This window comes from Acidobacteriota bacterium (assembly GCA_016715115.1).
Taxonomy (GTDB): domain Bacteria; phylum Acidobacteriota; class Blastocatellia; order Pyrinomonadales; family Pyrinomonadaceae; genus JAFDVJ01.
In genome coordinates, this window is record JADKBM010000013.1 from 118,951 (window position 1) to 132,181 (window position 13,231).

Here is a 13,231-nt window from a genome sequence, read left to right on the forward strand (position 1 = left end):
CAAGTCAAAACATTGTAAAATACCTTCGGCCCTTAAAAGGCCTGCTGCGCCCGCCTTTTCAATAATTTCTTTACCATATGTGCGGAATCAACGGAATCGCGTATTCGACGCGCTCCGGCAAGAACATAGAGCCAGAAACGCTGCGCCGGATGCGCGACGTTATTCTTCATCGCGGTCCCGACGACGCCGGCGAGTTTATCGACGAACGTGTCGGGCTCGGCCATCGGCGCCTTTCGATCGTCGATGTCTCGCACGGTGCGCAACCGATGTTCAACGAGGACGGTTCGCTCGTAATTGTTTACAACGGCGAGGTTTACAATCACGCCGACTTTCGCGGCGAACTCGAGGCGAAAGGGCACGTTTACAAGACTCACTGCGATACCGAAACGATTCTTCATCTTTACGAAGAGCACGGCGCGGAATGCGTCAACTATCTTCGCGGAATGTTCGCGTTCGCGATCTGGAACCGGCGCGAAAAAACGCTTTTCATCGCGCGCGACAGGTTCGGCGTCAAGCCGCTTTATTACCATCACGATGAAGACGGAAATCTCTACTTCGGATCCGAGATCAAGACCATTCTCGAGGCCGGCGCGATTCGCCCGGAACTAAACTACGACGCGCTGCCGGACCAGTTTGCAAATCACGGCACGTCGCGCGACCAGACTCTCTTCAAGAATGTCCGAAGGCTTCTTCCGGGTCACACGCTGACGTGGAATGACGGGAATTTGGCGATCGGCGAATACTGGGATCTGAAATTCGAGCCGAAATTCGAACCGCGAAGCGACACCGAGTTCGTTGACGAATGGCGCGAAATGTTTCGCCGGGCGGTCAAACTGCGTTTGATGGCCGACGTTCCGCTCGGGATGTTTCTTTCGGGCGGGATCGATTCGTCGGCGATCGCGGCGATGATGTCGACGATGGTCGATGAACCGATAAAGACTTTCTCGGTCGGATTTCGTGAACGCGAAGCCAATGAATTCGAGTACGCGCGGATCGTTGCAAAGGCGTTCGGGACCGATCACCGCGAGATCACAATCACGCCGCAGCAGTTTTTCGACGAGTTGCCCAATCTCGTTTGGCACGAGGACGAGCCGATCGGCTTCATCGCCTCCGTGCCGCTTTATTTCGTCTCAAAACTCGCGCAGGAGCACGTCAAGGTAGTGCTCACGGGCGAGGGCAGCGACGAGATCCTCGCCGGCTACGCGCGATACGCGAAAGCGCTCCAACTGCTCGATCTCGGCGAGAAATACGAGGCGATGACGCCGTCGTTCGTGCGGTCGGCGGTCCGTTCGGGCGCATACAGGTTCGGCGGCAAACTGACGCGGACCTTTCTCACGCGCGACGCAGATATCGAAAGTCTCTTCCTCGATAATTTCGCCGTTTTCGGAAAGGATATGCAGTCGGAATTGTTTTCCGACGAAACGAAAGTCCGGATCGGCGATCCGAATCCGTATGCCGACCAGAATCGCTGGCTGGCGAAGACCGACGCGTGCGAGACGCTCGACAAATTGCTGTATGTCGATTCGAAAACGTATCTCCACGAACTGCTGATGAAACAGGATCAGATGTCGATGGCCGCATCGATCGAGTCACGCGTGCCGTTTCTCGATCACAAACTCGTCGAACTCACCGCGCGGATGCCGGTGAATATGAAACTTCGCGGCAAAACGACGAAGTTTCTGCTGAAGGAGGCAATGAAGGGAATCCTGCCCGATGAGATCCTCTACCGACAGAAAATGGGTTTCCCGGTTCCGGTCGGAAACTGGTTCCGCGGGCCTTTCAAACATATCGTCGACGAATACGTTCTCGGCGAACGCGCCCGCGCCCGCGGCATTTTCGATGCGGATTTCGTCGCCGGCATCGTCAAGCGTCACAACGCCGGCGAAAATCACGACGAACGCCTCTGGTCGCTGGTGAATTTCGAGATCTGGCAGCGGAGGTTCTTCGACGGAGAAACGTAGATCGGGATTCCAGAGATTCCGGATTCCAGATTCCAGATTCCGGATTCTGGATTCCAGAGATTCCAGAGATTCCAGATTCCAGATTCCAGAGATTCCAGATTCCAGAGATTCCAGATTCCAGAGATTCCAGAGATTCTGGATTCCAGATTCCAGATTGCAGATTCCAGAGATTCCAGATTCCATAGATTCAAGAGATTCAAGATTCCAGATTCGAGCATTCAGAAATCGCAAATCGCAAATCGCAAATCGCAAATCGCAAATCGCAAATCGCAAATCCCAAATCCCAAATCCCAAATCGCAAATCCCAAATCGCAAATCGCAAATCCCAAATCCACCATGTCTGCAATAATTACAAAAGTAAGAAAGTCCGGCGTCGAGCTTTATTTGAATCTCTTCGCCCATCGGCCGGAAATCGAAAACCGCGACTGGCACGTCGCTCCCGACGAACTGAAAAACGTCAGCATTCGCTGGCCGGATCAGTATCAGTGGGACGCCGCGTCGGACTGGGTCGAGGTCCTGCTCTACGGGTTCCGTAAGCATATTCCGGTCGAAATGGTCGGAGACATACCGCAACGCTATCGCGGAACCGTGAATTTCGAACTCGTCATAAACGGGCGGACGCGGCGCATCGCGATCGGCTATTCGGATTATATGGCGATCGACGAAGATTGCGCCGAGACATCGGATCTCTACTTCAAGATGCAGTTCGCAAAACGCGGCTACGGCATCGACTCCGTCGTTCCGGGCGGTTATGTTCCGGACGGAAAGCGTCTCTATCATCACCTCGGGAACCTGCGCGAACTGCGTCAGCGGCGCGAATTTCGATACGACGTATATGGTCGTTTCGGTCTCGCGTATGCCCGTGAGATCCGCGAAAAGGCCTGCGGCATCCTCAACCGTCAGGATCGCTTCGCGTTCGAAGGCGGAATGAAGATGGTCTATTATCTCGAGTTTCTACAGGAAGTTGCGCGTTCGAAGGTGTGCATCGATATGCCCGGACTGGGCGATTTCTGCTTCCGTCTGATCAACTATCTGGCGATCGGATCCTGTGTGATCGCCTATCCGCACCGGACGATGCTCAACGCGCCCCTCGTCGACCGCAAGCATATCGTCTACTGCAAGGAAGACTTTTCCGATCTTGTCGATCTCTGCGAGTATTATCTGAACCACGACGATGAACGCGAACAGATCGCCGCCAACGCGCGGGAGTTCTTCGATCTTTATTTGCACAAGGACAGTCTCGTGAAATACTATCTGCGGACCTGTCTCGACCGTCTGAAATAAATGCCCTATAAAAACCCCAAGAAATTCGCCGAAACCGCGTCCGCCGAAATCCTTCGCGGGCGCGACATCATCTGTTTTTCGCACGACTGGACGGGCGACCCGTTGTCGAAAACGCATCTTATGCGGGTCCTGTCGCGCGACAACCGGATACTTTGGATCAACGCCATCGCCAATCGGATGCCGACCGCGTCGGGCAAGGATATGGCGCGAATCTACAAGAAACTAAAGAGTTTCACGGAACCAGTCAAAGAGGTCGAGCCGAATATTTTCGTCCTCAACCCGCTCGCGGTCCCGACTTACGGGTCCGCCGCGGTTCGCAAACTCAATCAAAAGCTTTTGTTGGCGCAGGTTCGCAAGGCGATGCGCAAGCTGAAGTTCGCCGAACCGCTGAATATGGTCTTCAACCCGGCCGCCGGACTGCTTGCCGGCAAACTCGGCGAGCGCGAACTGATCTACTACTGCGTTGACGAATACACCGCGTTCACGGGCGTCGCCGCCGGGTTGCGCGAGATCGAAGAAGAGCTTTTCCGGGTCGCCGACTTGGTCATCGTCTCCGCTGAAAAGCTGTTCGCATCGAAAAAGGACTACAATCCGAACACATTCATCATTCGACACGGAACGGACTGGCACCATTTTCGAACGGCGCTCAATCCGGAGACCGAGGTTCCGGACGAGATCGCGAATCTGCCGCGGCCGATCATCGGATTTCACGGTCTGCTGGCTGATTGGGTCGATTTCGGGTTGATCAAGAAAACGGCCGAGCGCTTCAGGAACGGTTCGGTCGTTCTGATCGGCAAGACCACGGTCGACGCTGAGAAGAAGATCAGGATCCTCGACGGAATTCCGAACATACACTTTCTCGGCCGCCAGCCCTATGCCGATTTGCCGGCCTATTGCAAAGGCTTCGATGTCGCGCTTAACCCATTTGAGATCAACGAGTTGACGCTCGCCGCCAATCCGCTGAAAGTGCGTGAATACCTGGCCGCAGGTTTGCCGGTCGTCTCGACCGACATCCCCGAAGTTCACGTGCTGGAAGATTGCCTCGTCGGAGTCGATCACGACGATTTCCTGAGAAAGATCGAATACGCGCTCGACCATCCGATACCGCGCGAATCCGTCAGCGACCGCATCCGCCACGAAAGCTGGGACGCGAAGGTCGACGAGTTGCGGGACGTGATCGGGAAGATGAGTCGGAACCGCGGAAATTAGCTGCCGTGCGATGAATGAAAAGCAAAATCACAAATCACAATTCCAAAATCCGAATTTCGCTCTTGTCGGTTCTGGTGATCTGGATATTTCTTGCGCCGCTTTTGGCGAAATGGCTGGTCGTTGAAAAACAGATCGAGCGCCCCGATGCGATCCTCGTCCTCGCGGGCGGATCCGCGATTCGGGAACGGACCCGAATCGCGGCGGGACTCTTTGAGCAGGGCGCCGCTCCGCGGGTGCTTTTGACAAACGATGGCGAGCAAAGCGGATGGGATCAGTCGGAACAGCGCAATCCCTTCAATTTTGAGCGGGCGAAGCGGGAACTGACGGCAGCCGGAGTTCCGGAAGCGGCGATAGACGTTTTCCCGGGCGTCGTCGGATCGACCCGTGACGAAGCGATTGCCGTCAAAGATTTGAGCGGCGATCTTCGCTTTAAGCGGATTCTGATCGTCACCAGTGCGCATCATACGCGCCGCGCGTTGCGGGTCTTCGAGATTACGGCGTCCGAGATCGAATTCGGAATAACGTCGGCGCCCGCCGAAAGCGTTTGGTTCTGGTGGCTGAGCCCAAAGGGTTGGCGCGACATCGGGATCGAATATGTGAAACTCGGATATTATTGGGTCTCTTATTGAGTTCGGAGTTCCGCCTTCAGGCGGCCCGCGTAGAGTCCGCTTACCGGATAATCTTATGAACGAAATAGCTCTCCAACACTCGCGCGAAGTCGAATCGGGCGAACGCTTTGAATTCGGCAAGAACTGGAGCAATTTTCTCGAATTGCTCGACGACGAACGCATCGCCAATGCCGAACAATCGCTTCGCGAGATGCTCGAGGTCGAGTCGCTCGCCGGCAAGACGTTTATCGACATCGGTTCCGGAAGCGGACTTTTTTCACTTGCGGCAAGACGTCTCGGCGCGAAGGTTCATTCGTTCGATTTTGATACGAATTCCGTCGCCTGTACGGCTGAACTCCGCCGGCGCTATTTCGACGATGATCCGGAGTGGCGCGTCGAACAGGGCTCGGCGCTCGATCTCGATTACATCAAGAGCCTCGGGAAGTTTGACGTCGTTTATTCGTGGGGCGTTTTGCATCACACGGGTTCAATGTGGGAAGCGCTGACGAACGCCGAAACGGCGGTTGCGGACGGCGGGAAACTATTCATCGCGATCTACAACGATACCGGGACGCAAGCCGCACGCTGGCTTGCGATCAAGAAATTCTACAATCGGACTCCGCGATTCCTGCGTACGCCGCTGACTTTCGCGGTCTACCTTCCCGGAGAACTGAAGGCTTTTGTCCGATCGCTATTGACTCTCAAACCGATGGAATATGTCCGGTCGTGGACGCATTACAAAAACGCTCGGGGAATGAACAAATGGTACGATCTGGTCGATTGGATCGGCGGTTATCCGTACGAGGTCGCGACCGTGGACGAGATCTTCGAATTCTACAAAGCGAAGGGTTATCTGCTGACAAAATTAAAAGCCGGCGGGGTCGGATTGGGCTGCAACGAGTTCGTATTTGAGAGGAGCATGCGTAGTGCATAGTGCAGAGTGCAAAGTGCAAAGTGCATAGTGCAGAGTGCAAAGTGCAGAGTGCAGAGTGCAGAGTGCAGAGTGCAAAGTGCAAAGTGCAGAGTGCAAAGTGCAGAGTGCAAAGTGCAAAGTGCAGAGTGCAAAGTGCAGAGTGCAGAGTGAATCGTATCGTCACTCACTATGCACTCTGCACTCTGCACTTTGCACTATGAACTATGAACTATGCACTTTGCACTATGCACTACGAACTATGCACTCTGTCCCATCTTCGCGAGCAATTCGGCAAATCGCGGGTCGGTGCGGATCGGTTCGAGGCAGACGTCGTTCTCGTAGAATGGCCGGTTTTCGTTTCCTAGTTTGACGGCACGGCCAAGCCACTTGAAGGCGAGGTCGTTTTCGCCGAGCTGCGCGTAGGCTTCGCCGACCCAGAAGGCCATATCGTGATCGGATTTGGCGAGCGCAAGCGCGTCGTCCGTAAGCTGCGCTCGGGCCTCTTCCGTGCGGCCGTTGCCGGCGAGAAACGCCGCGAGCAACGGGCGGATTCCATGCATTTCGGGGTTCTCGGTGATCACCTGTTCGAGCATCGCGATGCCTTCGGCCCGTTTTCCGCTGTGAAAGAGCGTTGCGGCGTGAAAGATCCGGATCATCGGGTGATTCGGTTCGACCTTGCGGCCCCTGTCGATCTCGTGCAGCGCCTCGTCAAACTTCTTCTGATAAATAAAGAGCCGCGCACGATTGTACGCCGCGACGACGCGAGCCGCCGGATCGAGACGTCCGAGTTTTTCAAACGCCTTCAACGATTGTTCGTATTCGCCGTCGAGGCGGTGCATCACGCCCTTGACGAAATAGAGCGGCGCTTCATTAGGAAACTGTTCCTGCAAGAGTTTCGTCTCGGCCCGCGCCTTTTTCTTTTCGCCGCGCGCCATATAGATCATAACCATCAGGACGCGCGCCTCGACGACGTTCGGGTCGTAGAAAAAAGCTTTGGTGAAAGCGTTTTCGGCGTGAGTGTAATCTTCCGGTTCGCCGAGCCCCTTGAAAAAGCGGTTCGCGTAGCACGCGCCGAGTCCCGAATGGGCGAGCGCGAAGTGCGAATCAAGCTCGACCGCGTGTTTGAAATTTCGAATCGCCGCGTCGCAGTCTTCGTTCGATACGGTCCGGAAAATAAATCGACCGAAATTGTCGCGGCCGCGCAGGTATTCTTCCCACGCTTCGGCATTGTCGGTCGGTCTTCGGCCCAGTTTTTCCTGCTCCTTTTCCGAAAGTTCGAGCCGCAGGCCGTCGAGAATCCGCTGCGCGATCATATCCTGCAAGACGAGAATATCTCCGCCCTGCGCATCGATGCGGTCGCTCCAGAGAATCTCGCCCGAGGCGACGTCGAGGAGCTGGGCCGTCACGCGCAGACGCTCGCCCGAGCGCAGGAAACTGGCCGAAAGCACGGCGTTGACGTTCAACTCCTCGCCTGCCTCGCGCGGGTCGATGTCCTCGCCCTGATATTTCGCGATCACCGAACTCGGCCTGACAATCAGGGATTTGATCTGGGCAAGTTCAGTAATGACGGCGTCCGCAAGCGAAAACTCGTAAAAGTTCGAACCCGGATCGCGGCTCAGGTTCTTGAATGGCAGAATTGCGACGCTCTTTTTTTCGGTTCCGGTCGCGGTCAGAGTGATCTCGGGAGCGAACGACGGCGGATTCGAGACCGAAGGCGTACGGCCGGTCATCGAAGTTTCGGTTCCGGCTTTTCCGGTGATCCAGTTCCAGGCGCGCTTCACCATACTGCTGTCGATATGGCGCGGGGCAAAAGTATCGTTTTGCATAACGGGCATCCCCGATATCTCGTTGAGGACCGAACGTATGTCGTCGCGCATCGTCGCGATCTTCTGGTATCGGTCCTTCGGGTTCTTGGCGAGCGCTTTATCAATGATCTCCTGAAGCTTCGGCGGTGTCGGTTCGGGCCGCATTTCGGCCAGCGGCCTAGGGGTTCCGTGGAGCACCTGATGGCGCACATCGACGACCGTTTTCCCTTGAAACGCCCAAATCCCGGTGAGCATCTCGTAGAGCAGAACACCGGTTGAAAAAATATCGGCTCGATGATCGGCGCGTTCGCCTTTGGCTTGTTCGGGCGCAGCGTAAGTTGCCGTTCCGTAAGGGATTCCGACCTCGGTTATTTCCGACCGGTCGAGTCCGCGCGTATGTTCGCCCGGCTCGTCCTGGATCAGTTTTGCAAGTCCGAAATCGAGTATCTTCGCCTGGCCGGTGGAAGTGACCATAATGTTCCCGGCTTTGATGTCGCGATGGATGATTCCACGCGAATGCGAAAAGGCGAGCGCGTCGCACACTTGAACCGCGATCGATAACGCGCTGCGCATCTCAAGCGGCCTTCCGGCGACAAGTTGCCGGACGTTCTTGCCTTCGATGTACTGCATCGCGATATAGAACACGCCGTCGGCCTCGTGAAAATCGTAAATGGTGCAGATGTTGGGATGATCGAGTTGTGAACAGAGCTGAGCCTCGCGTTCGAAGCGCTTGAAATTCGCTGTCTTCGCGGTGAGCTCCGGCGGGAGGATCTTAACAACGATGGTGCGGTTGAGCTTGGTGTCGAGGGCCTTGTAAACGGTCCCTTGTCCGCCCGCGCCGATCTTTTCCTTGATTAAGTATTGATTGATCTTCGAACCGATCATATTGCCCTGTCGGATAACGGATGACCAAGTTTAACCTTGAACGCAATTCCAAGTAAAGCTTGAAACCGAAACCCGCCGTAAATACCCGGAGTCATTGTTGCATCGCACCTGCGAGCAGCAAGATGACCGGGAAACTCCGATCGTTGCGGTTAGAATTCTCACCGGCAAACTGCCGGTCACGTAGGTATGATCGTTCAGCCGCGCCGCGGGTTGCCCCAGCCCGACTGAATGTGCTCGCCGTGTTCCACGATGCACGGCACGACGAGATCGCCGCCGGAATACTCGAGCATTTCGCGCTGTCTTGCGAGATCGTTCTGCGCGTCGAATTCGACGAACGGAATCCCGTTCGCGTTGAAATGATCGCGCGCTTGCTGACAATACGGACACCCTGGTTTGACGTACATCACAACCGACATTGTTTCGAAGCCCCCCGTCGAAAATTCCGCGCCGCCGTTTGCCGGCGCAGAGACCGAATTGCATAATCTATACGGCTTCGACGATTTTATCAAATGGCGGCAAACCAATGAACCTTGACGACTACAAAGACGTTTTCGAACCGTTCGACCGTTTGATCGAGATCGAGATCTGCGGAAAAACCTGCAGCGTTCCGGAAAACAACTCGCTCCTCAGGTGTTTCCAGTTCCTTTCGATCGAGTCCGTTTCGCGCGGCGACCTTTGTTGGAACGGCGATTGCCTGAATTGCCAGGTCTGGCTGGCGCAGGACAACGGCAAGGAAAAAGGTGTCATCTCGTGCCGCACGAAAGTCTCCGAAGGAATGAAGATCATCCGCACGACCAAAGAGATTCAACAACTCCTTGAGGAGCGAATCGAAGGGAAAAAGTGAAAAAGGCAAAAGGCAAAAGGCAAAAGGCGAAAGGGAAAAAGGCGAAAGGGAAAAAGGCGAAAGGGAAAAAGGCGAAAGGGAAAAAGGCGAAAGGGAAAAAGGCGAAAGGGAAAAAGGCAAAAGGGAAAAAGGCGAAAGGCAAAAGGCGAAAGGGAAAAAGGCGAAAAGGGAAAAGGCGAAAAGGCAAAAGGCAAAAGGCGAAAGGGAAAAAGGCAAAGGTAACCGGCGATCTTGTCGTTTTTTCTTTTTCCCTTTTGCCTTTTTCCTTTTGCCTTTTCACTTTTTCCCTTTCCCTTCTAATACTTAGGCACTTTCGAGTCGACGATGTTCGACCAGGCGGTGATGCCGCCAACCAGGTTTTTGAGTCGGCCTTTGTAGCCTGAATGCTGGAGGGCTTCGATCGCGCGTGCGCTGCGGCCGCCCATTTTGCAATGGATCACCGCTTCGCGCGCCGGATCGAGTTCATCCATCCGGCGCAAGATATCGCCGAGCGGGATGAGCTTCGCGCCTTCGATCTTCGCAAAGGCAAATTCGTCGGGCTGGCGGACATCGATCAGCTGAAAGTCCTCGCCGGCGTCCATTTTCGCCTTCAATTCGGCTGCAGTTATTTCTTCAATCATCATTAGTATTATCGAGTTCTAAATTCAGAGGTTAGTAAAGTTTTAGCGGATTGACCGGCAATTTTCAAATCGCGGGACCCGACGCTGTCCGCGATCCGTCACACAATCGGAGCGTTCCAACACAATTTGAAACTATTTGCGTCGAAGTTCGAATAGTATATCAAGAAATTTCTTATCAATTCTGAACGAGGAAAATCAATGAAAACATTTTGGAAAAGGGGCTTCGTTTTGGCCACGGTTTTCGCGCTCGCCGCGATCGCCGTGCCCGCGCAGCCGAAGCCGGCCGGCGGATTGAGCGTACCGGTCACCTATTACCGGTTGCCAAACGGACTGCGCGTCGTATTGTCGCCCGAGAAATCGGCGCCGCTCGTCACCGTCGCGGTCTATTACAATATCGGTTTCCGGATCGAGCCGAAAGACCGGACCGGATTCGCGCATCTGTTCGAACATCTGATGTTTCAGGGCTCGAAGAATCTCGGCAAGATGGAATACATCAAACTCGTCGAGAACAACGGCGGCGTGCTCAACGGTTCGACGCGGTTTGATTTCACGAACTATTTCGCCGTCGTGCCATCGCACAAACTCGAGACGTTGCTCTGGGCCGAGGCCGACCGGATGCGCGGACTCGATATCACGGACGAGAATCTCAAAAACCAGCAAGGCGTCGTCAGCAACGAAGTCATCGTCAACGTCCTGAACCAACCGTATGGCACGTTTCCGTGGATCGACCTGCCGATGGCGGCTTTTCAGAACTGGTACAACTCGCACAACTTTTACGGCGAGCTGAAAGACATCGAAGCCGCAACGCTCGGCGATTCGAAGACATTCTTCGACAAGTATTACTCGCCGAAGAACGCCGTGCTCGTGGTCGTGGGCGACTTCGACGAACCGGAAGCGAAGCAGTTCGTCAGCAAGTATTTCGCCAACATTCCGGCCCAGGCACCGGACGCTTTGCCGGACATTTCCGAACCGCGCCAGGAAGCGGAGCGGACGGTTTCGAGGACCGACAAACTCGCGAACAAGCCGGCGGTCGCCTTCGGTTACCAAATGCCGAAGCGCGGGACGCCCGAGTATTTCGCGATGGGCCTGATTGACCAGATCATGCTTCAGGGCGAGGACAGTCTGATCCACCAGGAATTCGTCAAGAAAAAAGGCTACGCCGGCGGTGTCGGCGGCGGCATCAACGCGTACCTCGGAAATATGTTCAACTACAACGGACCGATGCTGTTCGCGATGGATATGATCCACGATGACAAGTATACGGCCGACGAGATAAAGGCATCGCTCGACGAGGTCGTCAGGCAATTGCAGACGCAACCCGTCGCTCAGAAGGACATCGACCGCGCGATCGTCAAACTTCGTTCAGGACTCTACGACACGCTCCAGCAGTTCGGAGGTTTCGGCCGCGCGGACCTGCTGGCGTCGTTCGCGCTTTTCGACGACCGTCCGCAGAACATCAATCAGATCGAGGCGAATTTCCGAAAGGTTACACCGGCCCTGATACAAAAAACGGCGCGTGAGTATCTGCGCAGCACGAACCGTACGGTCGTGATCGTCAATCCGGAGACGAAAGGAGGAAAGAATGACTGATTTTGGATTTTCGATTTTGGATCTTGGATTGAGATTCCGTATGCGTTTTTGCCTTTCGGCGGCGATGGTCTTTTTGGCCGCGTCGGCCGTGTTCGCGCAGAAAGAAACGCCGCCGGTTGGCGGGCAGCCGAAACCGTTCGTCTTTCCGGCGCAGGAGAATTTCACGTTGCCGAACGGAATGAAGGTGACGCTCGTGCAGTATGGTTCGGTGCCGAAGGTCGCGATCCAGGCTTACATCTACACCGGCACGAAGGATGACTCGAAGGGCAAAAAAGGCGTTTCGCAGACGACGGCCGATATGCTCAAAGAAGGAACGAAGACGCGCACTTCCGAGGAGATCGCGCGGTCAATGGCCGAGATGGGCGGAAGTTTGAACGTCGGCGCCGGTACGGACAATACGGTCATCGGCGGCGAAGTTCTTTCGGAATTCGACGTCCGTTTCCTGACGCTCGTTTCCGACGTCATTATGAATCCGAATTTCAGAGCCGGGGACCTTGAGCGTTTGCGCGCCAACAAATTGCGCCAACTCGCCGTTGCGAGCACGCAGGCACAGAACGTCGCGTGGGAAAGATTCCGCGAGATGATCTTCCCGGATCACCCGTACGGGCAGGTTAATCCGACCGACTCCGAAGTCAAATCTTACACGCTCGATGACATTCGCAACTTCCATCTCGCGAATTACGGCGCGGCGCGGACGCATCTCTACATCGTCGGCAAATTCAACGCTGCCGCCGTCCGCAACATCGTCGAAAAGGCGTTTTCGGGCTGGAAAGCCGGGGCGAAGCAAGAACGGAACCCGCCGAAGACGGCGGTCAAACGATCCTTCGCCAAGGTCGATCGGCCGGGCGCGCAGCAGTCGACGCTTTATGTCGGAATGCCGGCGCCGGATCAGTCGGACCCGGACTACGTGAAGTTCGTCGTGATGGACTCGATCCTTGGCGGCGCCTTCGGTTCGCGCATCACGTCGAACATCCGCGAGGACAAAGGCTACACGTATTCACCGGGCAGCGCCGTCTGGACCCGTTACAAAACCGGTTACTGGTACGAATCGGCCGATGTAAAGACCGAGAATACGGGCGATTCGATCAAGGAAATTCTTTTCGAGGTCAACCGTATGCGGACCGAGCCCGTCAGCGAAGCCGAACTTCAAGGCATCAAGAACAATATGGTCGGGATCTACGTGCTGCAGAATTCGTCCCGTTTCGGCGTCATCGGACAGCTCGAAACGATGAATTATCACGAACTGCCGAAGAGCTTCATCGACGACTATGTCAAACGGGTCGTCTCGGTCACCGCCGCGGACGTTCAGGCGATGGCGAAAAAGTACCTGACTGAGGACAGGATGACGATCGTCGTTGTCGGCGATCTAGCGAAGGTGAACGATCAGCTGAAACCGTACGAGTAGGAACAGGACACAGTGCAAAGTGCAAAGGAGTGCATAGTGCAAAGGAGTGCATAGTGCATAGTGCAAAGTGCAGAGTGGAGAAGTGCAGAGTGCAGAGTGAAAGATCA

13 protein-coding genes are annotated in these 13,231 nt (G+C 55.2%); 9 read left to right on the forward strand and 4 right to left on the reverse strand.

The window, feature by feature from the left end:
- Nucleotides 1-77: 77 nt before the first annotated feature.
- The gene (gene asnB / locus IPN69_15260) at nucleotides 78-1,961 is read left to right on the forward strand and encodes an asparagine synthase (glutamine-hydrolyzing) (GenBank protein MBK8812070.1); all 1,884 of its coding nucleotides are present in this window, start codon (nucleotides 78-80) and stop codon (nucleotides 1,959-1,961) included.
- On the opposite strand, the gene IPN69_15265 is transcribed toward asnB, so the two are convergent.
- Nucleotides 1,889-2,179, reverse strand: coding sequence for a hypothetical protein (locus tag IPN69_15265; GenBank protein ID MBK8812071.1), 291 nt, complete (start codon nucleotides 2,177-2,179; stop codon nucleotides 1,889-1,891). The two genes, asnB and IPN69_15265, sit on opposite strands and share 73 nt — an antisense overlap.
- A gap of 118 nt (nucleotides 2,180-2,297) precedes the next feature.
- On the opposite strand from IPN69_15265, the gene IPN69_15270 reads away from it, so the two are divergent.
- From IPN69_15270 to IPN69_15285, 4 genes are read left to right on the forward strand one after another with little or no spacing between them, the layout of a single operon-like run.
- Nucleotides 2,298-3,245: a glycosyltransferase family 1 protein gene (locus tag IPN69_15270; protein ID MBK8812072.1), complete on the forward strand. Its 948-nt coding sequence runs from the start codon at nucleotides 2,298-2,300 to the stop codon at nucleotides 3,243-3,245.
- On the forward strand, nucleotides 3,246-4,454 hold the full coding sequence (locus tag IPN69_15275; protein MBK8812073.1) for a glycosyltransferase: 1,209 nt from the start codon (nucleotides 3,246-3,248) through the stop codon (nucleotides 4,452-4,454).
- Between the two features lie 14 nt (nucleotides 4,455-4,468).
- Nucleotides 4,469-5,083 carry a YdcF family protein gene (locus tag IPN69_15280; protein ID MBK8812074.1) on the forward strand — a complete coding sequence of 205 codons (615 nt, stop codon included), beginning with the start codon at nucleotides 4,469-4,471 and terminating at the stop codon, nucleotides 5,081-5,083.
- 55 nt (nucleotides 5,084-5,138) lie between these two features.
- On the forward strand, nucleotides 5,139-5,996 hold the full coding sequence (locus IPN69_15285; protein ID MBK8812075.1) for a class I SAM-dependent methyltransferase: 858 nt from the start codon (nucleotides 5,139-5,141) through the stop codon (nucleotides 5,994-5,996).
- Between the two features lie 236 nt (nucleotides 5,997-6,232).
- Here the strand turns inward: IPN69_15285 and IPN69_15290 are convergent, their stop codons facing one another.
- Complete coding sequence (locus tag IPN69_15290) at nucleotides 6,233-8,665, reverse strand: protein kinase (GenBank protein MBK8812076.1); 2,433 nt, start codon at nucleotides 8,663-8,665, stop codon at nucleotides 6,233-6,235.
- A gap of 194 nt (nucleotides 8,666-8,859) precedes the next feature.
- Nucleotides 8,860-9,081 carry a glutaredoxin gene (locus IPN69_15295; protein MBK8812077.1) on the reverse strand — a complete coding sequence of 74 codons (222 nt, stop codon included), beginning with the start codon at nucleotides 9,079-9,081 and terminating at the stop codon, nucleotides 8,860-8,862.
- A 107-nt stretch (nucleotides 9,082-9,188) separates the two neighbouring features.
- Between IPN69_15295 and IPN69_15300 the strand changes: the two genes are divergently transcribed.
- Together IPN69_15300 and IPN69_15305 are read left to right on the forward strand one after the other, a co-directional pair.
- Nucleotides 9,189-9,509 carry a (2Fe-2S)-binding protein gene (locus IPN69_15300; GenBank protein ID MBK8812078.1) on the forward strand — a complete coding sequence of 107 codons (321 nt, stop codon included), beginning with the start codon at nucleotides 9,189-9,191 and terminating at the stop codon, nucleotides 9,507-9,509.
- Entirely contained in the window at nucleotides 9,481-9,816 is a 336-nt protein-coding gene (locus tag IPN69_15305) for a hypothetical protein (GenBank protein ID MBK8812079.1), read from the forward strand. The genes IPN69_15300 and IPN69_15305 overlap by 29 nt, the downstream gene beginning before the upstream one ends.
- Here IPN69_15305 and IPN69_15310 read toward each other — a convergent pair.
- On the reverse strand, nucleotides 9,806-10,132 hold the full coding sequence (locus IPN69_15310; GenBank protein MBK8812080.1) for a sulfurtransferase: 327 nt from the start codon (nucleotides 10,130-10,132) through the stop codon (nucleotides 9,806-9,808). The genes IPN69_15305 and IPN69_15310 overlap by 11 nt on opposite strands.
- A gap of 195 nt (nucleotides 10,133-10,327) precedes the next feature.
- Here IPN69_15310 and IPN69_15315 point away from each other — a divergent pair, with 195 nt between their 5' ends.
- Nucleotides 10,328-11,719: an insulinase family protein gene (locus IPN69_15315; GenBank protein ID MBK8812081.1), complete on the forward strand. Its 1,392-nt coding sequence runs from the start codon at nucleotides 10,328-10,330 to the stop codon at nucleotides 11,717-11,719.
- Nucleotides 11,712-13,124, forward strand: a complete 1,413-nt coding sequence (locus tag IPN69_15320; GenBank protein MBK8812082.1) for an insulinase family protein — start codon at nucleotides 11,712-11,714, stop codon at nucleotides 13,122-13,124. The genes IPN69_15315 and IPN69_15320 overlap by 8 nt, the downstream gene beginning before the upstream one ends.
- The last annotated feature ends 107 nt before the right edge of the window (nucleotides 13,125-13,231 follow it).

Bases quoted from the DNA above. Each gene is read 5' to 3' on its own strand.
- IPN69_15310 (MBK8812080.1), bottom strand. From the start codon at position 10,132: ATGATGATTGAAGAAATAACTGCAGCCGAATTGAAGGCGAAAATGGAC.
- IPN69_15270 (MBK8812072.1), top strand. From the start codon at position 2,298: ATGTCTGCAATAATTACAAAAGTAAGAAAGTCCGGCGTCGAGCTTTAT.
- IPN69_15295 (MBK8812077.1), bottom strand. From the start codon at position 9,081: ATGTCGGTTGTGATGTACGTCAAACCAGGGTGTCCGTATTGTCAGCAA.
- IPN69_15315 (MBK8812081.1), top strand. From the start codon at position 10,328: ATGAAAACATTTTGGAAAAGGGGCTTCGTTTTGGCCACGGTTTTCGCG.
- IPN69_15285 (MBK8812075.1), top strand. From the start codon at position 5,139: ATGAACGAAATAGCTCTCCAACACTCGCGCGAAGTCGAATCGGGCGAA.
- IPN69_15265 (MBK8812071.1), bottom strand. From the start codon at position 2,179: ATGCTCGAATCTGGAATCTTGAATCTCTTGAATCTATGGAATCTGGAA.
- IPN69_15300 (MBK8812078.1), top strand. From the start codon at position 9,189: ATGAACCTTGACGACTACAAAGACGTTTTCGAACCGTTCGACCGTTTG.
- IPN69_15320 (MBK8812082.1), top strand. From the start codon at position 11,712: ATGACTGATTTTGGATTTTCGATTTTGGATCTTGGATTGAGATTCCGT.
- IPN69_15275 (MBK8812073.1), top strand. From the start codon at position 3,246: ATGCCCTATAAAAACCCCAAGAAATTCGCCGAAACCGCGTCCGCCGAA.
- asnB (MBK8812070.1), top strand. From the start codon at position 78: ATGTGCGGAATCAACGGAATCGCGTATTCGACGCGCTCCGGCAAGAAC.
- IPN69_15280 (MBK8812074.1), top strand. From the start codon at position 4,469: ATGAAAAGCAAAATCACAAATCACAATTCCAAAATCCGAATTTCGCTC.
- IPN69_15290 (MBK8812076.1), bottom strand. From the start codon at position 8,665: ATGATCGGTTCGAAGATCAATCAATACTTAATCAAGGAAAAGATCGGC.